Annotated in this window: 29 protein-coding genes; 18 read left to right on the top strand and 11 right to left on the bottom strand. The window is 60.5% G+C overall.

Features of this window, described 5'->3' with window-relative positions:
* The first annotated feature begins 37 nt into the window (after window positions 1–37).
* Window positions 38–898, top strand: coding sequence for a carbon-nitrogen hydrolase family protein (locus D8U60_RS18360; protein WP_130900638.1), 861 nt, complete (start codon window positions 38–40; stop codon window positions 896–898).
* 4 nt (window positions 899–902) lie between these two features.
* Window positions 903–2,345 carry a metalloprotease TldD gene (gene tldD / locus D8U60_RS18355; RefSeq protein ID WP_130900637.1) on the top strand — a complete coding sequence of 481 codons (1,443 nt, stop codon included), beginning with the start codon at window positions 903–905 and terminating at the stop codon, window positions 2,343–2,345.
* A gap of 51 nt (window positions 2,346–2,396) precedes the next feature.
* Here tldD and yjgA read toward each other — a convergent pair whose 3' ends face one another.
* Entirely contained in the window at window positions 2,397–2,921 is a 525-nt protein-coding gene (yjgA, locus tag D8U60_RS18350; protein ID WP_016771692.1) for a ribosome biogenesis factor YjgA, read from the bottom strand.
* 102 nt (window positions 2,922–3,023) lie between these two features.
* Between yjgA and pmbA the strand changes: the two genes are divergently transcribed.
* The 6 genes from pmbA to D8U60_RS18320 all read left to right on the top strand — a co-directional run bounded on the left by pmbA (window position 3,024) and on the right by D8U60_RS18320 (window position 8,399).
* On the top strand, window positions 3,024–4,376 hold the full coding sequence (gene pmbA / locus D8U60_RS18345; protein ID WP_172834015.1) for a metalloprotease PmbA: 1,353 nt from the start codon (window positions 3,024–3,026) through the stop codon (window positions 4,374–4,376).
* Between the two features lie 253 nt (window positions 4,377–4,629).
* Window positions 4,630–5,037 (top strand): hypothetical protein, encoded by a 408-nt coding sequence (locus tag D8U60_RS18340; protein ID WP_016771690.1) that lies wholly within the window; start codon window positions 4,630–4,632, stop codon window positions 5,035–5,037.
* A complete protein-coding gene (locus D8U60_RS18335; RefSeq protein ID WP_122699936.1) occupies window positions 5,018–6,394 on the top strand; it encodes a class II fumarate hydratase in 1,377 nt (458 codons plus the stop codon). The genes D8U60_RS18340 and D8U60_RS18335 overlap by 20 nt, the downstream gene beginning before the upstream one ends.
* Before the next feature lie 27 nt (window positions 6,395–6,421).
* A complete protein-coding gene (locus D8U60_RS18330) occupies window positions 6,422–6,862 on the top strand; it encodes a hypothetical protein (protein WP_016771688.1) in 441 nt (146 codons plus the stop codon).
* Between the two features lies 1 nt (window position 6,863).
* Window positions 6,864–7,475: a superoxide dismutase gene (locus D8U60_RS18325; protein ID WP_122508225.1), complete on the top strand. Its 612-nt coding sequence runs from the start codon at window positions 6,864–6,866 to the stop codon at window positions 7,473–7,475.
* 30 nt (window positions 7,476–7,505) lie between these two features.
* Window positions 7,506–8,399, top strand: a complete 894-nt coding sequence (locus D8U60_RS18320) for a ZIP family metal transporter (protein WP_130900636.1) — start codon at window positions 7,506–7,508, stop codon at window positions 8,397–8,399.
* A gap of 34 nt (window positions 8,400–8,433) precedes the next feature.
* Here D8U60_RS18320 and D8U60_RS18315 read toward each other — a convergent pair whose 3' ends face one another.
* The 10 genes from D8U60_RS18315 to D8U60_RS18270 form a co-directional block, all read right to left on the bottom strand.
* Complete coding sequence (locus tag D8U60_RS18315; protein WP_024011619.1) at window positions 8,434–8,709, bottom strand: HPr family phosphocarrier protein; 276 nt, start codon at window positions 8,707–8,709, stop codon at window positions 8,434–8,436.
* A gap of 15 nt (window positions 8,710–8,724) precedes the next feature.
* Window positions 8,725–9,582 (bottom strand): RNase adapter RapZ, encoded by an 858-nt coding sequence (gene rapZ, locus D8U60_RS18310; protein WP_076565860.1) that lies wholly within the window; start codon window positions 9,580–9,582, stop codon window positions 8,725–8,727.
* A 2-nt stretch (window positions 9,583–9,584) separates the two neighbouring features.
* Complete coding sequence (gene ptsN, locus D8U60_RS18305; RefSeq protein WP_122699933.1) at window positions 9,585–10,049, bottom strand: PTS IIA-like nitrogen regulatory protein PtsN; 465 nt, start codon at window positions 10,047–10,049, stop codon at window positions 9,585–9,587.
* A 12-nt stretch (window positions 10,050–10,061) separates the two neighbouring features.
* Window positions 10,062–10,370, bottom strand: a complete 309-nt coding sequence (gene raiA, locus D8U60_RS18300) for a ribosome-associated translation inhibitor RaiA (protein ID WP_122699932.1) — start codon at window positions 10,368–10,370, stop codon at window positions 10,062–10,064.
* 73 nt (window positions 10,371–10,443) lie between these two features.
* A complete protein-coding gene (locus D8U60_RS18295) occupies window positions 10,444–11,934 on the bottom strand; it encodes an RNA polymerase factor sigma-54 (protein ID WP_122699931.1) in 1,491 nt (496 codons plus the stop codon).
* A gap of 166 nt (window positions 11,935–12,100) precedes the next feature.
* On the bottom strand, window positions 12,101–12,826 hold the full coding sequence (gene lptB, locus D8U60_RS18290; RefSeq protein WP_024011621.1) for an LPS export ABC transporter ATP-binding protein: 726 nt from the start codon (window positions 12,824–12,826) through the stop codon (window positions 12,101–12,103).
* Complete coding sequence (gene lptA, locus D8U60_RS18285; protein ID WP_122699929.1) at window positions 12,826–13,371, bottom strand: lipopolysaccharide transport periplasmic protein LptA; 546 nt, start codon at window positions 13,369–13,371, stop codon at window positions 12,826–12,828. Before lptA ends, lptB begins: the two co-directional genes overlap by 1 nt.
* Entirely contained in the window at window positions 13,358–13,930 is a 573-nt protein-coding gene (lptC, locus tag D8U60_RS18280; protein ID WP_024011622.1) for an LPS export ABC transporter periplasmic protein LptC, read from the bottom strand. Before lptC ends, lptA begins: the two co-directional genes overlap by 14 nt.
* 8 nt (window positions 13,931–13,938) lie before the next feature.
* A complete protein-coding gene (locus tag D8U60_RS18275; protein WP_122610831.1) occupies window positions 13,939–14,463 on the bottom strand; it encodes an HAD family hydrolase in 525 nt (174 codons plus the stop codon).
* Window positions 14,463–15,437, bottom strand: a complete 975-nt coding sequence (locus D8U60_RS18270) for a KpsF/GutQ family sugar-phosphate isomerase (RefSeq protein WP_024011623.1) — start codon at window positions 15,435–15,437, stop codon at window positions 14,463–14,465. Before D8U60_RS18270 ends, D8U60_RS18275 begins: the two co-directional genes overlap by 1 nt.
* 272 nt (window positions 15,438–15,709) lie before the next feature.
* On the opposite strand from D8U60_RS18270, the gene D8U60_RS18265 reads away from it, so the two are divergent.
* The 10 genes from D8U60_RS18265 (at window position 15,710) to hisC (ending at window position 23,676) form a co-directional block, all read left to right on the top strand.
* Window positions 15,710–16,519: an ATP-binding cassette domain-containing protein gene (locus D8U60_RS18265; RefSeq protein ID WP_056782943.1), complete on the top strand. Its 810-nt coding sequence runs from the start codon at window positions 15,710–15,712 to the stop codon at window positions 16,517–16,519.
* Complete coding sequence (gene mlaE / locus D8U60_RS18260) at window positions 16,519–17,316, top strand: lipid asymmetry maintenance ABC transporter permease subunit MlaE (RefSeq protein ID WP_016771674.1); 798 nt, start codon at window positions 16,519–16,521, stop codon at window positions 17,314–17,316. Before D8U60_RS18265 ends, mlaE begins: the two co-directional genes overlap by 1 nt.
* A complete protein-coding gene (gene mlaD / locus D8U60_RS18255) occupies window positions 17,316–17,783 on the top strand; it encodes an outer membrane lipid asymmetry maintenance protein MlaD (protein ID WP_016771673.1) in 468 nt (155 codons plus the stop codon). Before mlaE ends, mlaD begins: the two co-directional genes overlap by 1 nt.
* Before the next feature lie 11 nt (window positions 17,784–17,794).
* Window positions 17,795–18,448 (top strand): ABC transporter substrate-binding protein, encoded by a 654-nt coding sequence (locus tag D8U60_RS18250; RefSeq protein ID WP_056782946.1) that lies wholly within the window; start codon window positions 17,795–17,797, stop codon window positions 18,446–18,448.
* Window positions 18,445–18,750, top strand: a complete 306-nt coding sequence (locus D8U60_RS18245; protein ID WP_016771671.1) for an STAS domain-containing protein — start codon at window positions 18,445–18,447, stop codon at window positions 18,748–18,750. The genes D8U60_RS18250 and D8U60_RS18245 overlap by 4 nt, the downstream gene beginning before the upstream one ends.
* Before the next feature lie 115 nt (window positions 18,751–18,865).
* On the top strand, window positions 18,866–19,105 hold the full coding sequence (locus D8U60_RS18240) for a BolA family protein (RefSeq protein ID WP_016771670.1): 240 nt from the start codon (window positions 18,866–18,868) through the stop codon (window positions 19,103–19,105).
* A gap of 22 nt (window positions 19,106–19,127) precedes the next feature.
* A complete protein-coding gene (murA, locus tag D8U60_RS18235) occupies window positions 19,128–20,393 on the top strand; it encodes a UDP-N-acetylglucosamine 1-carboxyvinyltransferase (protein ID WP_016771669.1) in 1,266 nt (421 codons plus the stop codon).
* Window positions 20,394–20,521: 128 nt separating this feature from the next.
* Entirely contained in the window at window positions 20,522–21,157 is a 636-nt protein-coding gene (hisG, locus tag D8U60_RS18230; RefSeq protein WP_095180378.1) for an ATP phosphoribosyltransferase, read from the top strand.
* A 125-nt stretch (window positions 21,158–21,282) separates the two neighbouring features.
* A complete protein-coding gene (gene hisD / locus D8U60_RS18225; protein ID WP_122610829.1) occupies window positions 21,283–22,620 on the top strand; it encodes a histidinol dehydrogenase in 1,338 nt (445 codons plus the stop codon).
* Window positions 22,621–22,623: 3 nt separating this feature from the next.
* On the top strand, window positions 22,624–23,676 hold the full coding sequence (gene hisC / locus D8U60_RS18220) for a histidinol-phosphate transaminase (RefSeq protein WP_016771666.1): 1,053 nt from the start codon (window positions 22,624–22,626) through the stop codon (window positions 23,674–23,676).
* Window positions 23,677–23,884: the final 208 nt, after the last annotated feature.

Here is a 23,884-nt window from a genome sequence, read left to right as displayed (position 1 = left end):
CTCCTACACCGGTACATGCAAATTCCGAGGAGCGGCGATGTCTTTAGCGGTGATTCAAATGGTCAGCCAGAGTGACGTGCCGGCCAATCTGGCCCAAGCCCGACGCCTGCTTGAACAGGCCGCCGCCGGCGGAGCGAAGCTCGCGGTGCTGCCGGAAAACTTCGCCGCCATGGGCCGTCGCGACGTCGCTGATATCGGCCGCGCCGAAGCCTTGGGCCAAGGGCCGATCCTGCCATGGTTGAAACAGACCGCCCGCGACCTCACCTTATGGATAGTCGCCGGCACATTGCCGTTGCCACCGTTGGGTCAACCCACGGCCAAAGCCAATGCCTGCTCGTTGTTGATCAATGAATACGGCGAGATCGTCGCGCGCTATGACAAGCTGCATCTGTTCGATGTCGATGTCGCCGACAATCGCGGCCGGTACCGTGAATCCGATGACTATGCTTATGGCGGTAATGTAGTGGTGGCGGATACGCCGGTGGGGCGAGTCGGTCTGAGCGTGTGTTACGACTTGCGTTTCCCGGAGCTGTACAGTGAATTGCGTGCCGCCGGTGCCGAATTGATTACCGCACCGTCGGCCTTCACGGCCGTAACCGGCGCCGCGCATTGGGATGTACTGATCCGCGCGCGGGCCATCGAAACACAGTGTTATATCCTCGCGGCCGCACAGGGCGGCAGTCATCCGGGGCCACGCGAGACCTTCGGGCATGCGGCGATTGTCGACCCGTGGGGGCGTGTGCTGGCCCAGCAGGATCAAGGCGAGGCGGTGTTGCTGGCCGCCCGCGACAGCGATGAACAAGCGTCCATCCGGGCGCGCATGCCGGTGACGCGTCATCGGCGGTTTTTCTCGCAGGGCGCCCAGCGGCCTGCTTCAGAACACGAATTTAAGGCGTAAACCTATGAGCGAGTTGTTGTCCTCAGTCAGTGATCACCTGTTGGCACCCGGCGGTGTCACGATCGAGAGCCTGCAAGGCGTGCTCGGCGATCTGGCCGGGCCGGGCATCGATGCCGCCGACCTGTATTTCCAGGGCCAGATCTCCGAGTCGTGGGCGCTGGAAGACGGCATCGTCAAGGAAGGCAGCTTCAACCTCGACCAAGGTGTCGGCGTGCGTGCGCAGTCCGAAGAGAAAACCGGTTTTGCCTACAGCAACGCGATCACCCTCGAAGCCCTCGGTGCCGCGGCCCGCGCCGCGCGTTCGATCTCCCGCGCCGGGCAGAACGGCACCGTGCAGGCATTCACCAGCCAGGATGTCGCGCAACTGTACGCGCCCGATAACCCGCTGGAAGTGCTCAGCCGCGCGGAAAAAGTCGAGTTGCTCAAACGCATCGACGTCGCCACCCGCGCACTCGACCCACGGATTCAGCAGGTCAGCGTGAGCATGGCCGGGGTCTGGGAGCGAATCCTTGTCGCGTCCACCGATGGCGGTCTGGCCGCTGATGTGCGACCGCTGGTGCGCTTCAACGTTAGCGTCATCGTCGAACAGAATGGCCGTCGCGAACGCGGCGGGCACGGCGGCGGTGGGCGTACCGATTACCGCTACTTCCTCGCCGAAGACCGCGCCATGGGTTATGCCCGCGAAGCGCTGCGCCAGGCGCTGGTGAATCTGGAAGCGATTCCGGCGCCGGCCGGTACCTTGCCGGTGGTGCTGGGTTCCGGCTGGTCCGGGGTGCTGTTGCACGAAGCGGTCGGTCACGGTCTGGAAGGCGACTTCAACCGCAAGGGCAGCTCGGCCTACAGCGGGCGCATGGGTGAAATGGTTGCCTCCAAGCTTTGCACCATCGTCGATGACGGCACCTTGAGCGGCCGTCGCGGTTCGCTGAGCGTCGATGACGAAGGCACCCCGACCGAGTGCACCACGCTGATCGAAAACGGCGTACTCAAGGGCTATATGCAAGACAAGCTCAACGCGCGGCTGATGGGCGTGGCACGCACCGGTAACGGTCGTCGCGAATCCTATGCGCACCTGCCGATGCCACGCATGACCAACACCTACATGCTCGGTGGCGAAAGCGATCCGGCAGAAATCATCGCCTCGGTGAAGAAGGGCATTTACTGCGCCAACCTCGGTGGCGGTCAGGTCGATATCACCAGCGGCAAGTTCGTGTTCTCCACCAGCGAGGCTTATCTGATCGAGGACGGCAAAATTACTGCCCCGGTCAAAGGCGCGACGTTGATCGGCAACGGTCCCGAGGCGATGAGCCGGGTGTCGATGGTCGGTAACGATCTGGCGCTGGACAGCGGTGTGGGTACGTGCGGCAAGGATGGGCAGTCGGTGCCGGTGGGTGTCGGCCAGCCAACGCTGAAAATCGATGCGATTACCGTGGGTGGCACGGGCGCATAAAAGAGGCGGGGCTTACGGGTGGCGCGCAGGACGGCCACCCGGTGGCGATTATCAACGCAGGCCGCGTTGAGTCTCGTCCAGCTCCCGAATGTATTTGAAGATCTTGCGGCTCGAAGCAGGTGGTTTGTTTTGCGCAACCTCATGCTGGGCCTGACGGATCAGGGAACGCAATTGCTGGCGATCGGCGTCCGGGTACTCGATGACGAATTTCTCCAGCACGGCGTCATCGCCCGCGATCAGGCGGTCACGCCAGCGTTCCAGATTATGGAAACGCTCGTTGTACTGGCGAGTGGAGGCATCGAGTTGATCGAGCAGAGTCAGAATCGCGTCAGTGTCCTGGTCGCGCATCAGTTTGCCGATGAACTGCAAATGCCGTTTACGCGCGATGTTCGCGGTGTGCTTGGGCGCATCGGCCAATGCCCGGCGCAAAGCGTCGGTCAACGGCAGTTTGGCGACCAGATCAGGCTTGAGTGTGGTCAGGCGCTCGCCGAGGTCAACCAGCGCATGCAACTCGCGTTTGACCTGAGATTTGCTTTTTTCTCCCGTATCGAGGGAGTCGTCGTAAGAATCAACCATGGTGGCAGTCCGCAAAGAAACGCCGCCATGATAACCAGTCGGGGGCCGCTTGTCCGGCCCGGTCGCTCGATGACCCCAGCCGAAAGCAGAATTTGAGTGGAGATGAGCATGAGTGCAGTTCAAAGCGTCGGCCCGCAGGCATTGCCGGCACTGCAAGAACAGGTCGAGCAGATCATCGCCGAAGCCAAGCGCCAGGGCGCCAGCGCCTGTGAAGTCGCGGTGTCGCTGGAGCAGGGGCTGTCGACTTCGGTGCGTCAGCGCGAGGTCGAAACCGTTGAATTCAATCGTGATCAGGGTTTTGGCATTACCTTGTATGTCGGCCAGCGCAAAGGCTCGGCCAGCACCTCGGCCACCGGGCCGGAGGCGATTCGTGAAACCGTCGCTGCAGCACTCGCGATCGCCAAACACACCTCCGAGGACGAAGCCTCGGGTCTGGCCGATGCGGCGCTGATGGCCAGGGATGTGCAGGATTTCGACCTGTTCCACGAGTGGGACATTACCCCGGAGCAGGCCATCGAGAAGGCTTTGCTCTGTGAGGCCGCGGCGTTCGATGCTGATGCGCGGATCAAGAACGCCGACGGCACCACCCTCAGCACCCATCAGGGCTGCCGGGTTTACGGCAACAGCCACGGTTTCATCGGCGGCTACGCGTCGACCCGGCACAGCCTGAGTTGCGTGATGATCGCCGAAGCTGACGGGCAGATGCAGCGCGATTACTGGTATGACGTCAATCGCCAGGGCAGTCTGCTCGCCGATCCGGTGAGCATCGGCCAGCGTGCCGCGCAACGGGCGGCGAGCCGTCTGGGCGCGCGGCCGGTGCCGACATGCGAGGTGCCGGTACTGTTTTCCGCCGAACTGGCGGGTGGTCTGTTCGGCAGTTTCCTCTCGGCCGTGTCGGGCGGCAGCCTGTATCGCAAATCGTCGTTTCTCGAAGGCACCCTCGGGCAAAAGCTGTTCCCGGAATGGCTGACCATTGATGAGCGCCCGCATCTGATGCGTGCCATGGGCAGTGCTTCCTACGACGGTGATGGCCTGGCGACTTACGCGAAACCGTTCGTCGAGAAGGGCGAGTTGGTCTCGTACATCCTCGGCACCTATTCCGGGCGCAAACTGGGCATGCCGAGCACCGCCAACGCCGGCGGCGTGCACAACCTGTTCGTCACCCATGGCGACGAGGATCAGGCAGCGCTGTTGAAGCGCATGGGCCGAGGACTGCTGGTCACCGAATTGATGGGCCACGGCCTGAACATGGTCACCGGCGACTATTCGCGCGGTGCGGCGGGCTTCTGGGTGGAAAACGGCGAGATCCAGTTCGCTGTGCAGGAAGTGACCATCGCCGGCAACATGCGCGACATGTTCAAGCAGATTGTCGCGGTGGGTAATGATCTGGAGCTGCGCAGCAACATCCGCACCGGCTCGGTGTTGATCGAGCGGATGACTGTCGCCGGCAGCTAAGCCGCGAATCCGCCAACAAAAAAAGGCGCGCCATCCGTTCTGGATGGCGCGCCTTTTTTCTTCGCTTCGCACAAATCCCCTGTGGGAGCGAGCCTGCTCGCGAAAGCGATGGATCAGTTGTAAATGTGCTGACTGACACAGCGCATTTCGCGAGCAGGCTCGCTCCCACAAGTGAGCAGCGCAAACTCGAGTGCTTGTGTTGGTTCTCATTATCATCTAATAATAAATCTCATCTCCGAACGAGTCCCGGATCATGAGTTCTGCCTTGCACGAGCAGCCCTACCTCGAAAGCTGGCGCTGGATGAGCCGCCAGATCCGTTGCGCGCTGGATCCTGACGAACCGCGCCTGATCGAACACTACCTCGCCGAAGGACGCTATCTGTCCTGTTGCACAGCCACTTCGCCCTGGACCGTCGCCGAAACGTCTTTCCGCCTGCTGCTCGATACCGCCACCGACATCGCGTTGCCGTGGCACTGGCGCAGCGTCTGTCTCGATCAAGCCTGGCGTCCCTTGCGTGAAATGGAGCGCCTGTCGCTATGCCAATGCCGTTTGCGGCGCTGGCAACGCTACACCTGGCAGCTCGCCACTTGCGAGTTGCAACCGTCGATTCCTCTCATTGATTTGCTGCAAGGACATTCGCATGACCAAGACACGTATTGAGCGCGACAGCATGGGCGAACTGCAGGTGCCGGTCGATGCGCTCTATGGCGCGCAGACCCAGCGCGCCGTGGACAACTTCCCGATCAGCGGCAAGCCGATGCCGACGCAGTTCATCCGCGCGCTGATCCTCGCCAAAGCCGCCGCTGCCCGGGCCAACGTTGAGCTGAACCAGATCAGCGCGGCCCAGGGCAAAGCCATCAGTGATGCCGCGCAAGGTCTGCTCGAAGGCGATTTCATGCAGCATTTCCCGGTGGATATCTTCCAGACCGGTTCCGGCACCAGCTCGAACATGAACGCCAACGAAGTGATCGCGACGCTGGCCAGTCGCATGCTCGGCGAGCCGGTCAACGCCAACGATCATGTCAACTGCGGGCAAAGCAGCAACGACATCATCCCGACCACCATCCACGTCAGCGCCGCGCTGGCGCTGCATGAACAACTGCTGCCGGCGCTGTTGCATCTGGTCCAGGTGATCGAGCGCAAGGCCGAGCAAGTGCATCACCATGTGAAGACCGGGCGCACCCACCTGATGGACGCGATGCCGGTGCGCATGAGCCAGGTGCTCAACGGTTGGGCGCAGCAGCTCAAGGCCAATATCGGCCATCTGCAGGATTTGCTGCCAAGCCTGCAAGCGCTGGCGCAGGGCGGCACCGCGGTCGGTACCGGGATCAATGCGCATCCGGAGTTCGCCGCGCGATTCAGTCGGCATCTGAGCCAACTGACCGACGTGCAGTTCACCCCGGGCAAGGATCTGTTCGCGCTGATCGGCTCGCAGGACACGGCGGTCTCTGTCTCCGGCCAGCTCAAAGCTACTGCGGTGTCGCTGATGAAAATCGCCAACGACCTGCGCTGGATGAACTCAGGTCCCCTGGCCGGCCTCGGCGAAATTGAACTGCAAGCGCTGCAACCGGGTTCATCGATCATGCCCGGCAAGGTCAACCCGGTGATCCCGGAAGCCACTGCGATGGTCGCTGCGCAAGTGATCGGCAACGACTCGGTGATCACCGTGGCCGGCCAATCCGGCAATTTCGAACTGAACGTGATGCTGCCGATCATCGCGCACAACCTGCTGAGCAGCATCGAACTGCTGGCCAATGCCAGTCGCCTGCTCGGTGACAAGGCGATCGCTACTTTCAAGGTCAACGAATCGCGCTTGCAAGAAGCGTTGTCGCGCAATCCGATTCTGGTCACCGCACTCAACCCCATCATCGGTTACCAGAAAGCCGCCGAAATCGCCAAGCAGGCCTACAAGGAAGGCCGCGCGGTGATCGACGTCGCCCTGGAACACACCGACCTGTCGCGCAGCCAACTGGAAGAGTTGCTCAACCCCGAGAAACTCACCGCCGGCGGCGTGTAAACCCCGCAACCGCTTTGGAGGTTCACCATGGAGCACTGGAAACGCACGATCGAACGGGCCAATCGCTGCTTCATGCTGGGCGAACTGATCGACGCCCGTGAGGCTTACCTGCAAGCCCTGGCCCTGGCGCAAGTGTTGTTCGAACGCTGGGCGGATGCCGACGAAGCGGTGGCGGCCTGCGTCGTCTCTCATCACAACCTCGCCGACCTGCATTTGCGCCTGAACCAACCGGAGGAGAGCGCCGAATACCTGTGCGCTATCCATCAACGTTTGTTGCAGACCATGCAGGACGAACGCCTGCGTCCGGCCCTGCGTGAGGCGGCGTTGCGCCAGAGCAGCAAGACCTACGTCGAACTGTTGAATTTCATCAGCGAGCACGGCGAGTACCCGCGCACCCAGCGCCTGCTGCATCCGGACACCGGCAATGCCCGCCGCGCCTCAAATCCCCATCAGTATGGAGTCCACTGAAATGGCTTTTACCTTGCCTGCCTTGCCTTATGCCTACGATGCCCTTGAGCCGCACATCGATGCGCAGACCATGGAAATCCACTACACCAAGCATCACCAGACCTACATCAACAACCTCAACGCCGCCGTGGAAGGCACCGAATTCGCCGAGTGGCCGGTGGAAAAACTTGTCGCCAGCGTCCAGCAACTGCCGGAAAAGCTTCGCGCGGCGGTGATCAATCAGGGCGGCGGTCACGCCAATCACTCGCTGTTCTGGGAAGTGATGGTGCCCAACGGCGGCGGCAAGCCCGACGGCGCGCTGGCCAAGGCCATCGACGAGCAACTGGGCGGACTCGACAGTTTCAAGGAAGCCTTCACCAAGGCCGCGCTGACCCGTTTCGGCAGCGGTTGGGCCTGGCTCAGCGTGACACCGGAGAAAAAACTGGTCGTGGAAAGCAGCGGCAATCAGGACAGCCCGCTGATGACCGGCAACACACCAATCCTTGGTCTCGACGTCTGGGAACACGCCTACTACCTGCGTTACCAGAACCGTCGCCCGGAATACATCAACGCGTTCTACAACGTGATCAATTGGCCGGAAGTTGCTGCGCGCTATCAGGCCGCACTGGTTTAAGCCTTCAATAAAAACAATCCAGGGCTGACTATGGGCACGGAAACACTGGCGATTGGCAGCGGGCGCATGTTTCGTTACGCGGTGGGTTCGCTGTTGCTGTTGGCGGGTATGACTTTACTGGTCGCCCACGGTTTGCAGTGGCTGAATCTGGAACCGCGGCTGTTGCGCGCCTTGCAGGGCGGTGCCATCTGCGCCTTGGGCACGGCGCTTGGCGCGGTGCCGGTGCTGGTGATCCGGCGCATGCCGCAGGCACTCAGCGACACTTTGCTGGGATTTGGTGCCGGGGTGATGCTGGCGGCGACGGCGTTTTCGCTGATCGTGCCGGGCATTGCTGCGGCGGAGAGTCTTGGTCTTACGCAGTGGGCCGCCAGTGGCCTGATCTGCTTTGGCATCCTGCTCGGCGCGTTCGGTCTGTATCTGGTGGATCGGCGCGTTTCCGGTGCCTCGCCGGAGATGCTCGTCGGCACGCTGGAGCATCCGGTGATTCCACCACGAATCTGGCTGTTCGTGTTCGCCATCATCGCGCATAACATTCCAGAAGGCATGGCGGTTGGCGTATCTGCCGGCGGCGGGATGGCGGACGCCGACAGCCTGGCGATGGGCATCGCTCTGCAGGATGTGCCGGAAGGGCTGGTGATTGCGTTGGTGCTGGCCGGGGCGGGGATGTCACGGTTCAGGGCGTTTCTGATCGGCGCGGCGTCTGGGCTGGTCGAACCGGTATTTGCACTGGTATGCGCGTGGCTGGTGAGTCTGGCTCAGGTGCTGTTGCCGCTGGGACTGGCATTGGCGGCCGGGGCGATGTTGCTGGTGGTGACCCACGAAGTGATTCCGGAGTCGCGTCGTCATGGGCATGACAAGCTGGCCAGTCTGGGCCTGTTGGTCGGGTTTTGTCTGATGATGGTGATGGATACGGCGTTGGGGTGAATGGAGGCGAGGAACAGTGTCCCCGCCTCGAGGATTATTCACCTTCGTCGAAATACCTTTCGATCAGATCGACCAATGCGTCCATGGCTTCCTGAGCCTGTTCGCCTTCGGTGCTCAAATGGATCTTGGTGCCTTTGCCCGCCGCGAGCATCATCATCGCCATGATGCTCTTGCCGTCGACAGTCGTTTCAGGGCTGCGTCCCACCCGGATCGTGCAGTCTGGATACTGACCGGCCACGCCGACGAATTTGGCCGATGCCCGAGCATGCAGACCCAGCTTATTGATGATTTCGATTTCACGAGCAGGCATCGCGGTGTGAATCCTTTAGGTGAGGTCGCGGTGGCGAACCTGGACATTCTTCAGGGTTTTCTGCAGGGCCTGACCCAGACGTTCGGTCAGGTAGACGGAGCGGTGGTGCCCGCCGGTGCAGCCGATGGCAATGGTCACGTAGGCGCGGTTGCTGGCGGCGAAACGTGGCAGCCACTTGTTCAGGTAGGCGTAGATGTCCTGATACATTTCTTCGACATCCGGCTGCTGCGCCAGGTACTCGGCCACAGGGGCATCGAGGCCGGACTGAGCGCGCAGCTCCGGTTTCCAGTACGGATTGGGCAGGCAGCGCACATCGAACACGAGGTCGGCGTCGACCGGCATGCCGCGCTTGAAGCCAAATGATTCAACCAGAAACGCCGTGCCGGGCTCAGGCTGATTCAACAGGCGCAACTTCAGGGTATCGCGCAGTTGATACAGATTGAGGTTGGTGGTGTTGATTTTCAGGTCAGCCAGATCGGCGATCGGGCCGAGCAGGGCGGTTTCATCGTGAATCGCCTCGGCCAGTGAGCGATTGGCGTTGCTCAGCGGGTGGCGTCGCCGGGTTTCGGAAAAACGCTTGAGCAGGGTTTCTTCGTCGGCGTCCAGGTACAGCACATCGCACTTGATATGCTTGGCACGCACGTCTTCGAGCAATTCGGGAAAGCGTGACAGATGACTGGGCAGGTTGCGCGCATCGATCGACACGGCGACCAGCGGCTGCGCCAGTTCCGTGTGAATCAGCGCCCGCTCGGCCAGTTCCGGCAGCAAACCGGCCGGCAGATTGTCGATGCAGTAGTAGCCGTTGTCCTCAAGGACATTCAGGGCGGTACTTTTACCCGAGCCCGAACGGCCACTGACAATGATCAAGCGCATGATTAGTGCCCGTTCTGCTCGTCCAGTACAACCTGGTACAAGGCTTCGTTGCTCGCGGCGCTGCGCAGTTTTTCACGAACTTCCTTGCGGTCGAGCATGCTGGCGATCTGGCGCAACAACTCCAGATGCGCGTCGGTTGCGGCTTCCGGGACCAGCAGCACGAACAACAGGTCCACCGGAGCGCCGTCGATGGCGTCGAAATCGATTGGGGCTTCAAGATGCAGCAGGGCACTGACTGGTGCCGTGCAGCCCTTGAGGCGGCAGTGGGGAATGGCGATGCCGTTGCCAAAACCGGTGGAACCGAGTTTTTCACGGGCGATCAGCGCGTCGAAGACATCCTGCATCTCCAGATCCGGCACTTCGCGGTGGATCAGGTTGGCAATCTCTTCGAGGGCTTTTTTCTTGCTGCCGCCCGGCGCGTTCACTTTGGAACGGCCGGGGGTCAGGATGGTTTCAAGTCGGATCATGGGATAGGGGTGTTAACGACCGGTCGCGCCCTGGAGGAGGCTCTGGGTCTTTTCCTTATGCTTTTTGAGTTGGCGATCCAGCTTGTCGGTAAGTGAGTCGATCGCAGCGTACATGTCGGTATCTTCTGCGTTGGCAACTACTTCTCCACCGGGTATATGCAGTGTGGCTTCGATCTTCTGCTGCAGTTTTTCGACGCACATCGTGACTTGCACGTTAGTGATTTTGTCGAAATGCCTCTCCAATCGGTCGAGTTTTTCCTCGATGTAGGAACGCAGAGGTTCGGTCACTTCCAGTTGGTGTCCACTGATGTTGACTTGCATACAGCTTCTCCTTCGTTGCCAGTGCATAAAGCGGCAGGCCGAAAAGCCTGCCACTGGAACGCTGTAACGTGGCTTACATCAACCGCTTGCGTTCGCTCGAAGGCGCGATTCCGAGGGATTCGCGGTACTTGGCGACGGTGCGGCGAGCCACCTGAATGCCTTGTGCCTCCAGTAAACCAGCGATCTTGCTGTCACTCAACGGCTTTTTCTGATTTTCCGCTGCGACCAGTTTTTTGATGATCGCGCGGATCGCCGTGGACGAGCATTCGCCGCCTTCGGAGGTGCTGACGTGGCTGGAGAAAAAGTATTTCAGCTCATAAATACCGCGCGGGGTATGCATGAATTTCTGTGTGGTCACCCGGGAAATCGTCGATTCGTGCATGCCGACCGCTTCGGCGATGTCATGCAATACCAACGGCTTCATCGCTTCGTCGCCGTATTCGAGGAAACCGCGCTGATGTTCGACGATCTGCGTGGCCACTTTCATCAGGGTTTCGTTGCGGCTCTGCAGGCTCTTGATGAACCAGCGGGCTTCCTGCAACTGGTTGCGCATGAAAGTGTTGTCGGCGCTGGTGTCGGCACGTTTCACAAACCCGGCGTACTGGGCATTGACGCGCAGACGTGGCACCGATTCCTGGTTCAGCTCGACCAGCCAGCGCTCGTTGTCCTTGCGCACGATCACATCGGGAATGACGTATTCGGCTTCGGTCGACTCGATCTGCGAACCGGGACGCGGATTGAGACTCTGCACCAGTTCGATGACCTGGCGCAGCTCGTCTTCCTTGAGCTTCATGCGCCGCATCAACTGGCTGTAATCGCGGCTGCCGAGCAGGTCGATGTAATCGGCGACCAGACGCTTGGCCTCGGACAGCCACGGCGTCTTCGCGGGCAGCTGGCGCAGTTGCAGGAGCAGGCATTCGCTGAGATTACGGGCGCCGATACCGGCGGGCTCGAATTGCTGGATGCGATGCAGGACGGCTTCAATCTCGTCGAGCTCGATGTCCAGTTCAGGATCGAACGCTTCAAGAATTTCTTCGAGGGTTTCGTCCAGATAGCCCTGATTGTTGATGCAGTCGATCAGGGTCACGGCGATCAGGCGATCGGTGTCGGACATCGGCGCCAGGTTCAGTTGCCAGAGCAGATGACTCTGCAGGCTCTCGCCGACGGACGTGCGGGTGGTGAAATCCCACTCGTCGTCATCGCTGCTGGGCAGGCTGCTGGCGCTGGTCTGGTAGACGTCTTCCCAAGCGGTATCCACCGGCAGTTCGTTGGGGATGCGCTCGTTCCATTCGCCATCCTCGAGGTTGTCCACCGTCGGGGCGGTTTCCTGGTAGGAGGGTTCCTGGATTTCGGCGGGCTTCTGTTCGGCGTTGTCGGCCAGAGGATCGGCGTTGTCGAAGTCGTCGCCTTCTTCCTGGCGTTCGAGCATCGGATTGGATTCCAGAGCCTCCTGGATCTCCTGTTGCAGGTCCAGGGTCGACAATTGGAGCAGGCGGATGGCCTGTTGCAGCTGCGGTGTCATCGTCAGCTGCTGGCCCATTCTCAAGACTAGCGATGGTTTCATGGCAGGGGCTTAACACCTTATTCGCCGGCGCTTTGCGCCATCCACTACAGGGCGCCGAAGCGCCAAACTTAAGCAAATTATATGCCTGAAACTGAAGTGTTTGCCTAGAGCGCTGTAACAATTAAAGCGGATAAATGCGCCTTGAATCGATACAGCGCTGTCGCGCTTACAGGCGGAACTCGTGACCCAGATACACTTCCTTGACCAGATCGTTGGCCAGGATGGTCTCGGCATCACCTTCGGCGATCAGTTGACCGTCGTTGACGATGTAAGCGGTTTCGCAGATATCCAGGGTCTCACGCACGTTGTGGTCGGTGATCAGCACACCGATGCCCTTGGCCTTGAGGTGATGGATGATCTGCTTGATGTCGCCGACCGAAATCGGGTCAACACCGGCGAACGGTTCGTCGAGCAGGATGAACTTGGGTGCAGTGGCCAAGGCGCGAGCGATTTCCACCCGGCGGCGCTCACCACCGGACAGGCTCATGCCGAGGTTGTCGCGGATGTGGCTGATGTGGAATTCCTGCAGCAGGCTTTCCAGCTCCTTGCGCCGACCGGCCTTGTCGAGTTCAGGGCGAGTTTCGAGGATCGCCATGATGTTGTCGGCGACCGACAGTTTGCGGAAGATCGACGCTTCTTGCGGCAGATAGCCGATACCGGCCTTGGCGCGGCCGTGCATCGGCTGGTGGCTGACGTCCAGATCATCGATCAGCACGCGGCCCTGATCCGCCTGCACCAGGCCAACGATCATGTAGAAGCACGTGGTCTTGCCGGCGCCGTTCGGGCCGAGCAAGCCGACGATCTGCCCGCTGTCGATCGACAGGCTGACGTCACGCACGACCTGGCGGCTTTTATAGGCCTTGGCCAGGTGCTGAGCTTTCAGAGTTGCCATTACTGGGATTTCTCTTCGGTTTTCTTCTTCGGCTGGATCACCATGTCGATGCGCGGACGCGCTTCGGTGACCTTGCTGCCCGTGGCGCGACCGGCGCTGGCCAGTTTCTTCACGGTGTCGTAAACGATTTTCTCGCCTTGGGTGGTGTTGTTGTCCTTGTCGACAACCTTGGCCTTGTCGATCAGCACGACGCGATTCTGCTGAGCGTGATATTGAATCGTCACGCCCCAGCCTTGAACTGGTTTGGCGTCGCCCTGGGTCTGCAACTGCTCGAAATAGGCCAGGTTGCCGACCGAGGTCACCACATCGATGTCGCCATTGGGCGCGCGAGTCATGGTCACGGTGTTGCCTTTAACGATCATCGAGCCTTGGGTAATGATCACGTCACCTTTATAGGTGGCGATGCCATTCTTGTCGTCCAGTTGGGCGTCGTCGGCCTGAATGCGGATAGGCTGCTGCTGATCGTTCGGCAGGGACCAGGCGCTCGCGCTTCCCAGTGCTGCGCCCAGACTGAGCAAAATAGGGAGGGTTTTAACGAGCCTCATACTGTCCTCTTACGTTCGATTGCAGGTGTATCCTGCTGTCCTTCAGGTACGCTTTCATTCCGACGCCAGTCGATACACCGCCAGCGCCCTCGATTCTAACGGGTTGCGCAGTCTGCGCATATTCCTGCTGCGGGAACACGGTCATGCGGGTGCTGGTGATCAGGGTGCCGCGCTGTTTCTCGTCGGTGCGCTGTACGCGTACCGAGTCGATCAATTCCACTTCGGTACCGCCGGAATTCACCTCGCCGCGCTCACTGGTCACGTGCCACGGGAAGTCGGTGCCGCGATACATGTTCAAATCAGGCTTGGTCACCAGGGTGACATCGGTAGCCTTGACGTGCTCGGCCTTGTCGGAAGTCATCTCGTACTGCACCTTGCCGTCCGGCAGGTACTGAATGGTATGCGTGTTGGTCGCGTACCAGTCGATCGGATTCTCGGCAGCCGAAACCGGTGGCTTGTCGAGAAAGCGTTCCGGGCTGATGTTCCAATAGCCGACCGCAGCGAAAATCGCCGCGATGCAGCCGAACAGCAGGAAGTTGCGAAACTTTTTGCTAAACATGGTCAGGCTCACAGGTACGCGGCGTTGGCCGCTTCGAGGCGGCCCTGGGCGCGCAGGATCAATTCGCAGAATTCACGGGCGGCACCTTCGCCGCCACGGGCGCGGGTAACGCCGTGGGCGTGTTCGCGGACGAAATCGGCAGCGTTGGCCACCGCCATGCCCAGCCCAACACGGCGGATCACCGGCAAGTCTGGCAGATCGTCACCGAGATAGGCGACTTCTTCATAGCTTAGGCCCAGTTGCGCGAGCAGACCGTCGAGTACCACCAGTTTGTCCTCGCGCCCCTGAAACAGATGCGGGATGCCGAGGTTCTTCGCGCGGCGCTCGACCACCGGGGTCTTGCGACCACTGATGATCGCCGTCTGCACGCCGGCATTCATCAACATCTTGATGCCCTGGCCGTCGAGCGTGTTGAAGGTCTTGAACTCGCTGCCGTCTTCAAGGAAGTACAGGCGCCCGTCGGTGAGCACACCGTCGACGTCGAACACAGCCAGTTTGATTGCTTTGCCGCGTTGCAGCAGATCTTTGCTCATTACATGACTCCTGCGCGCAGCAGATCGGAGAGGTTGAAGGCGCCGATCGGGCGATCCTCCTCGTCGACGACTACCAGGGCGTTGATTCGATGGTCTTCCATGATTTTCAGGGCTTCGGCGGCGAGCATGTCGGGCCGGGCGGTCTTGCCGTGTGCAGTCATCACCTGGTCGATGGTGGCGCTGCGGATGTCGATGGCGCGATCCAGGGTGCGGCGCAAATCACCGTCAGTGAAGATCCCGGCGAGCTTGCCATCGGCTTCAATAATAGCGGTCATGCCCAGACCCTTGCGGGTCATTTCCATAAGCGCGTCTTTGAGCAGAGTGCCGCGTTGTACTTGCGGCAGCTCTTGCCCGGCGTGCATGACGTTTTCGACTTTCAGCAACAGGCGACGGCCAAGGGCGCCACCGGGATGCGAGAAGGCAAAATCTTCGGCGGTAAAACCACGCGCTTCCAGCAGGGCCACGGCCAGAGCGTCGCCCATGACCAGCGCGGCCGTGGTCGAAGAGGTCGGTGCCAGATTCAGCGGACAGGCTTCGTGCTCGACATGCACATTGAGATTGACCTCGGCAGCCTTCGCCAATGGCGACTGTGGATTGCCGGTGACGCTGATCAGCTGGATACCCAGGCGTTTGATCAATGGCAGCAGCGTTACGATTTCGTTGGTCGAGCCGGAGTTCGACAGGGCCAGAATCACATCGTCGCGGGTGATCATGCCCATGTCGCCGTGGCTGGCTTCGGCCGGATGCACGAAAAACGCCGGGGTGCCGGTACTGGCCAGGGTGGCGGCGATCTTGTTGCCGATATGCCCGGATTTGCCCATGCCGACTACGACCACGCGGCCCTTGCTGGCCAGAATCATCTCGCAGGCGCGTACGAAATCGGCGTCGATATGGGCCATCAAGCCTTGGACGGCTTCCACTTCGAGGCGGATGGTGCGTTGTGCCGATTGAATCAGGTCGCGGGTTTTGCTCATGTCAGAATCGTATGGGCCGATGAAAAGGCGGCGATTATAGCGGTTATGTGGCAAAGCCTCACGCAAGTTCGACGTGCTTTGTCATTACTGGTTACCAAAACCCTCTGAAACTCGCTCGGGCCCTCTTCAGTCGGCGATCTTGGCCGGGTTCTCGCTTGGGCGCTCAGCCTTTGCAGTGATATAGTTCGCCGCCAGTTCGGCCTGCCCGGGATGCAGGTGTTTCCGAGGAAAGTCTGGCATCCCAGTGAGAGGCTGCATCGCAAGGAGTTTAGATGAGTGCCGATAACGCCTACGCGGTCGAGCTGAAGGGAGTCTCCTTCAAGCGCGGTGCGCGGAGCATTTTCAATAACGTCGATATCCGCATCCCGCGCGGCAAGGTCACCGGCATCATGGGGCCTTCCGGCTGCGGCAAGACCACGCTGCTGCGCCTGATGGGCGCGCAGTTGCGGCCGTCCGGCGGCGAAGTCTGGGTCAACGGGCAGAACCTGCCGACGCTGTCGCGCAGCGATCTGTTCGATGCGCGCAAGCACATGGGCGTGCTGTTTCAGAGCGGTGCGCTGTTTACCGACCTTGATGTGTTCGAGAACGTGGCCTTTCCGCTGCGGGTGCACACGCAACTGCCGGAAGACATGATCCGCGACATCGTCCTGCTGAAATTGCAGGCAGTGGGTCTGCGTGGCGCCATCGATCTGATGCCGGACGAACTGTCCGGCGGCATGAAGCGCCGTGTAGCATTGGCCCGGGCGATTGCCCTCGACCCGCAGATTCTCATGTACGACGAGCCCTTCGTGGGCCAGGACCCGATCGCCATGGGCGTGCTGGTACGCCTGATCCGCCTGCTTAACGATGCTCTGGGCATCACCAGCATCGTGGTTTCGCACGATCTGGCGGAAACCGCGAGCATTGCCGACTACATCTATGTCGTGGGCGATGGTCAGGTGCTGGGCCAAGGCACACCGGATGAGCTGATGAATTCCGATGATCCGCGTATCCGCCAGTTCATGACCGGTGATCCCGATGGCCCGGTGCCGTATCACTTTCCAGCGACGGATTACCGCGCAGATCTTCTGGGGAAGCGTTGATGCGCAGAATTTCATTGATGGAACGCGTGCGTCGGTTCGGCGAATCGGCGATCGACGCGGTCGCGGTGTTTGGTCGGGCGACCCTGTTCCTGTTTCACGCCCTGCTGGGCCGTGGCGGTATCAGCGGTGGTTTCGGCCTGCTGGTCAAGCAGCTGCATTCGGTCGGCGTCATGTCGCTGGTGATCATCGTAGTCTCCGGCATTTTCATCGGCATGGTCCTGGCATTGCAGGGCTTCAGCATTCTTTCCAGCTATGGTTCAGAGCAGGCGGTGGGGCAGATGGTGGCCCTGACGCTGCTGCGTGAACTGGGGCCGGTGGTCACCGCGTTGCTGTTTGCCGGCCGCGCCGGTTCGGCGCTGACCGCCGAAATCGGCAACATGAAATCCACCGAGCAGTTGTCCAGCCTGGAAATGATCGGTGTCGATCCGCTCAAGTACATCATTGCCCCGCGCCTGTGGGCCGGCTTCATTTCCCTGCCGGTGCTGGCGATGATCTTCAGCGTCGTCGGCATCTGGGGCGGTTCGTGGGTGGCAGTCGACTGGCTGGGCGTTTATGAAGGCTCGTACTGGGCGAACATGCAGAACAGCGTGAACTTCACCAGTGACGTGCTCAATGGCGTGATCAAAAGTGTCGTTTTCGCCTTTGTGGTGACCTGGATCGCCGTATTCCAAGGCTATGACTGTGAGCCCACTTCCGAGGGGATCAGTCGTGCCACCACCAAGACCGTGGTGTTTGCCTCGCTGGCAGTGCTCGGCCTGGACTTTATTCTGACCGCTTTGATGTTTGGAGATTTCTGATGCAAAACCGCACCCTGGAAATCGGTGTCGGCCTGTTCCTGCTGGCAGGGATCCTGGCTTTGCTGCTGCTCGCCTTGCGCGTCAGCGGCCTGTCTCCGACTTCGTCCACCGACACTTACAAGTTGTATGCGTATTTCGACAATATCGCCGGTCTGACGGTCAGAGCCAAAGTGACCATGGCCGGTGTGACCATCGGCAAGGTCACCGCTATCGATCTGGATCGCGACAGCTTCACCGGTCGGGTCACGCTGCAAGTGGATAAAAAGGTCGACAACCTGCCGGTCGATTCCACAGCGTCTATCCTGACCGCGGGTCTGCTGGGCGAGAAATACATCGGTATCAGCGTCGGCGGTGAAGACACCCAGTTGAAAGACGGTGGAACCATCCACGACACGCAGTCGTCACTGGTACTGGAAGACCTGATCGGTAAATTCCTGCTCAATACCGTTAGCAAAGACGCCAAATGAGGAGCTTTTGAATGATCTCTATCTTGCGACGTGGCCTGTTGGTGTTGCTCGCGGCCCTGCCGTTGATGGCTAATGCTGCACCGGGGCAATCGGCTCATGACCTGATTCAGGACACCACGAACCGGATGCTTGCCGACTTGCAGGCAAACAAAGAGAAGTACAAGCAGGATCCGCAGGATTTCTATGCGGCGCTGAATAACATTGTCGGTCCGGTGGTGGATGCCGAGGGCATCTCCAAAAGCATCATGACCGTAAAGTATTCGCGCAAGGCCACGCCTGAGCAGATGCAGCGCTTTCAGGAAAACTTCAAGCGCGGTCTGTTCCAGTTCTATGGCAACGCTCTGCTGGAATACAACAACCAAGGCATCACGGTTGATCCGGCCAAAGACGAATCGGGCGACCGCACCAGCGTCAACATGACCGTCAAGGGCAGCAACGGCGCGATCTATCCGGTGCAATACACGCTTGAGAAGATCAGCGGCGAGTGGAAACTGCGCAACGTGATCATCAATGGCATCAACATCGGCAAGCTGTTCCGTGACCAGTTCGCCGACGCCATGCAGCGCAATGGCAACGATCTGGACAAGACCATCGATGGCTGGGCCGGTGAAGTGGCCAAGGCCAAGCAGGAAACCGACAAAGCCGCCGCGAAGCCAGCGCAATGAGTGAGGCGGCAGTTCGTATGAGTGATGTCGACGAGCTGGTGCTCAGCGGCGTGCTGGATTACCGCACCGGGCCCGACCTGCGCAAGGAAGGGCAGGCGCTGATCAAGTCGAGCAAGGCGTCGGCGCTGGTCATCGATTGTTCGGCGGTGCAGAAGTCCAGCAGCGTCGGCCTGTCGTTGCTGCTGTGCTTCATGCGTGATGCGCAGGCGGCCGGCAAGGCCGTCAGCATTCGTGCGATGCCTGACGACATGCGTGAAATCGCTCAGGTCAGTGAATTGACCGAGCTGTTGGCGCAACCCTGAACCATCATCTATAAAGAAGCCCCCCGTCAGAGTCCTGCGTTGCGGGGTTCGCAGGCGCGGGGCTTTTTTGTATGATGTCCGACCCGTGCGCACAGGGCGCCGATTGAGGTTGAGCATGCAGGCCGTAGAAGTGAAGAGCTTCCTTGAAGGAAAGCTGCCAGGAACGCTGGTAGAAGTTGAAGGCGAAGGCTGCAACTTCCAGCTGAACGTGATTAGCGATGAACTGGCGGCGTTGAGCCCGGTGAAGCGTCAGCAGCAGGTCTATGCCCATTTGAACCCATGGATCACCGATGGCAGCATCCATGCGGTCACTATGAAATTTTTCAGCCGCGCGGCCTGGGCCGAGCGCACCTGAGCCCTAGGGCGTCGAGATACTAATGGATAAATTGATTATTACCGGTGGCGCTCGTCTTGATGGCGAGATCCGCATTTCCGGCGCGAAGAACTCCGCCCTGCCGATTCTGGCTGCGACCTTGCTGTGCGATGGCCCGGTCACCGTCGGCAACCTGCCGCACCTGCACGACATCACCACCATGATCGAGCTGTTCGGGCGCATGGGCATCGAGCCGGTGATCGACGAGAAGCTCAGCGTCGAAATCGATCCGCGCACCATCAAGACCCTGATCGCCCCGTACGAACTGGTGAAAACCATGCGTGCGTCGATTCTGGTACTGGGTCCTATGGTCGCGCGTTTCGGTGAAGCCGAAGTCGCACTGCCTGGTGGTTGCGCCATCGGTTCGCGTCCGGTCGACCTGCACATTCGCGGTCTGGAAGCCATGGGCGCGGTCATCGACGTCGAAGGCGGCTACATCAAGGCCAAGGCGCCTGAAGGCGGCCTGCGCGGCGCGCACTTCTTCTTCGACACCGTCAGCGTGACCGGTACCGAAAACATCATGATGGCCGCTGCTCTGGCCAAGGGCCGCAGCGTGTTGCAGAACGCCGCGCGCGAGCCTGAAGTAGTCGACCTGGCGAACTTCCTCAATGCCATGGGCGCCAAGGTTTCCGGCGCCGGCACCGACACCATCACCATCGATGGCGTCGAGCGGCTGGGTTCGGCTTTCTACAAAGTCATGCCTGACCGTATCGAAACCGGCACCTACCTGGTCGCCGCTGCCGTGACCGGTGGTCGCGTCAAGGTCAAGGACACCGATCCGACCATCCTCGAAGCGGTGCTGGAAAAGCTCCGTGAAGCCGGTGCGGAAATCACCTGCGGTGAAGACTGGATCGAGCTGAACATGCACGGCAAGCGCCCGAAAGCGGTCAACGTGCGCACTGCGCCGTACCCGGCGTTCCCGACCGACATGCAGGCCCAGTTCATCTCGCTTAACGCCATTGCCGAAGGCACTGGTGCGGTGATCGAGACGATCTTCGAAAATCGTTTCATGCACGTTTACGAGCTGCACCGCATGGGCGCGCATATCCAGGTTGAAGGCAACACTGCCATCGTCACCGGTATCGAGAAGCTCAAGGGCGCGCCAGTCATGGCCACCGACCTGCGCGCATCGGCCAGTCTGGTGATTTCGGCGCTGGTTGCCGAAGGCGACACGCTGATCGACCGCATCTACCACATCGACCGTGGTTACGAGTGCATCGAAGAAAAACTGCAAATGCTGGGTGCCAAGATCCGTCGCGTTCCGGGCTGATCGCTGCATCGGGACACACGGACGTGTCCACTGAATTCGTTTCGAGTCGAGGGTGTGCGCACCCTCGATGTGTGTCCGGCGCCGATTGCGACCGGGCATGAGTACCTTGATAAGGACTGACGTTTCCCATGTTGACCATCGCACTGTCCAAGGGCCGCATCCTTGACGACACCCTGCCGCTTCTCGCTGAAGCGGGCATCGTGCCGACCGAGAATCCGGACAAGAGCCGCAAGCTGATCATTCCCACGACCCAGGACGACGTGCGTCTGCTGATCGTGCGTGCCACCGATGTGCCGACCTATGTCGAGCATGGCGCGGCCGACCTCGGCGTCGCCGGTAAGGACGTGCTGATGGAATACAGCGGCCAGGGCCTGTACGAGCCGCTGGACCTGCAGATCGCCCAGTGCAAGCTGATGACCGCCGGCAAGATCGGCGCGGTCGAGCCCAAGGGCCGTCTGCGCGTGGCGACCAAGTTCGTCAACGTTGCCAAGCGTTATTACGCCGAGCAGGGCCGTCAGGTCGACATCATCAAGCTGTACGGCTCGATGGAGCTGGCGCCGCTGATCGGGCTGGCCGACAAGATCATCGACGTGGTCGACACCGGCAACACCCTGCGCGCCAACGGCCTGGAACCCCAGGAACTGATCGCCACGATCAGCTCGCGTCTGGTGGTCAACAAGGCTTCAATGAAAATGCAGCACGCCCGGATCCAGGCGTTGATCGACACCCTGCGCAACGCAGTGGAATCGCGACACCGCGGCTGATCTACCTGCGCGGCCCGAGGCCGCGCCGTCTATCCGCCTCATAGCCAGAATTCTCAGGTGCCCAAGCGGATCGAATGCTAGTTTCGGGCGCCTGAGTTATTTGCCATTCCTATGAGGCTCTCGCTATGACCGCAACCACTGCAATTCGCCGACTCAACGCTGCTGACCCGGATTTCGCGCATCATCTGGATCATCTGCTGAGCTGGGAAAGTGTGTCTGACGACTCGGTCAATCAGCGCGTGCTCGACATCATCAAGGCTGTGCGCGAGCGCGGTGACGCGGCGCTGGTCGAGTTCACCCAGAAGTTCGACGGCCTCGAAGTCGCCTCGATGGCCGACCTGATCCTGCCGCGCGAGCGCCTGGAGCTGGCCCTGACCCGCATCACTGTGCCGCAACGCGAGGCCTTGGAAAAAGCCGCCGCCCGCGTGCGCAGCTATCACGAAAAACAGAAGCAGGATTCCTGGAGCTACACCGAAGCTGACGGCACGGTGCTCGGCCAGAAGGTCACGCCGCTGGATCGCGCAGGCCTGTACGTGCCGGGCGGCAAGGCCTCGTATCCATCGTCGGTATTGATGAACGCGATTCCGGCGAAGGTGGCCGGCGTGACCGAAGTGGTCATGGTCGTGCCAACCCCGCGCGGTGAAATCAACGAGCTGGTGCTGGCCGCTGCCTGCATCGCCGGTGTCGACCGCGTGTTCACCATCGGCGGCGCGCAAGCGGTTGCCGCACTGGCTTATGGCACCGAAAGCGTGCCGCGTGTCGACAAGGTTGTCGGCCCGGGCAATATCTATGTGGCCACGGCCAAGCGTCATGTGTTCGGCCAGGTCGGCATCGACATGATTGCCGGCCCTTCGGAAATTCTTGTGGTCTGCGACGGCCAGACCGATCCGGACTGGATTGCCATGGATCTGTTCTCCCAGGCCGAGCACGACGAAGACGCGCAAGCGATTCTGGTCAGCCCCGACGCCGAGTTCCTCGACAAGGTCGCCGCGAGCATCGACAAACTGCTGCCGACCATGGACCGCGCGACCATCATCGAAACTTCGATCAATGGCCGTGGTGCGCTGATTCAGGTGAGCGACATGGCCCAAGCCATCGAAGTCGCCAACCGCATTGCCCCGGAACACCTGGAATTGTCGGTCGCTGATCCACAAGCCTGGCTGCCGCAGATTCGTCACGCCGGTGCGATCTTCATGGGCCGCCACACTTCCGAAGCGTTGGGCGATTACTGCGCCGGTCCGAACCACGTGTTGCCGACTTCCGGCACCGCGCGTTTCTCCTCGCCATTGGGCGTCTACGACTTCCAGAAGCGCTCGTCGATCATTTTCTGCTCCGAGGCCGGCGCTTCCGATCTGGGCAAAACAGCATCGGTACTGGCCCGTGGTGAATCGCTGAGCGCCCACGCACGCAGCGCCGAATACCGCATCAAAGACCAAGACTTTCTGAAAGGGCAGGGGAACTGAGCGATGAGTAAATTCTGGAGCCCGTTCGTCAAGGATCTGGTGCCCTACGTGCCGGGCGAACAGCCGAAGCTGACCAAACTGGTCAAGCTCAATACCAACGAAAATCCGTATGGCCCGTCGCCAAAAGCACTGGCGGCGATGCAAGCCGAGCTCAACGACAACCTGCGCCTGTATCCGGACCCGAACAGTGATCTGCTGAAAAACGCCGTGGCCGAATACTACGGCGTGCAAACCAGTCAGGTGTTCCTCGGCAACGGTTCGGACGAGGTGCTTGCGCACATCTTCCACGGTCTGCTGCAACACGATCAGCCGCTGCTGTTCCCGGACATCAGCTACAGCTTCTATCCGGTCTACTGCGGTCTGTACGGGATTGAATTCGATGCGGTGCCACTGGATGCGCAGTTCCAGATCAACCCGGCCGACTACGCCAAACCGAATGGCGGGATCATTTTTCCCAACCCGAACGCCCCGACCGGGTGCCTGCTGGCGCTGGACGCGGTCGAGCAAATCCTCAAGGCCAGTCCTGATTCGGTCGTAGTCGTGGATGAGGCGTACATTGACTTCGGCGGCGAGACGGCGATCAGTCTGGTGGACCGCTATCCGAATCTGCTGGTGACGCAGACGCTGTCCAAGTCACGCTCGCTGGCCGGCCTGCGTGTCGGTCTGGCGGTAGGGCATCCGGACCTGATCGAAGCGCTGGAGCGGATCAAGAACAGCTTCAACTCCTATCCACTGGATCGTCTGGCGATTGTCGGCGCGGCGGCGGCGTTTGCCGATCGCGAGTATTTCGACAAGACCTGTCGTCAGGTGATCGAGAGCCGCGAATGGGTGGTGGCGCAGTTGCAGGCTAAAGGCTTTGAAGTGCTGCCGTCGGCGGCCAACTTCATCTTCGCTCGCCACCCGCAGCATGATGCGGCGGGCCTTGCGGCCAAGCTGCGCGAGCAGGGCGTGATCGTGCGGCACTTCAAGCAGGAACGGATTGCGCAGTTCCTGCGGATATCGGTGGGTACGCCTGAGCAGAATCAGGCGTTGATCGACGGCCTTGGCGACCTCTAAAAGCAAAAGCCCCTCACCCTAGCCCTCTCCCAGAGGGAGAGGGGACTGAATGGGGAATATTGGAGAGGCTCACCGACTTGAACGATTTGTATTGAATCCATAATCAACTCGGTCTTTCAGGTCGATGTATCCCGCAAGACAACTCGGTCGGCCCCCTCTCCCAGAGGGAGAGGGGACTGAATGGGGAATATTGGAGAGGCTCACCGAC

Source organism: Pseudomonas sp. Sample_11, from assembly GCF_004307505.1.
GTDB lineage: Bacteria > Pseudomonadota > Gammaproteobacteria > Pseudomonadales > Pseudomonadaceae > Aquipseudomonas > Aquipseudomonas atacamensis.
This window is presented reverse-complemented; position numbering and strand designations above follow the sequence as displayed.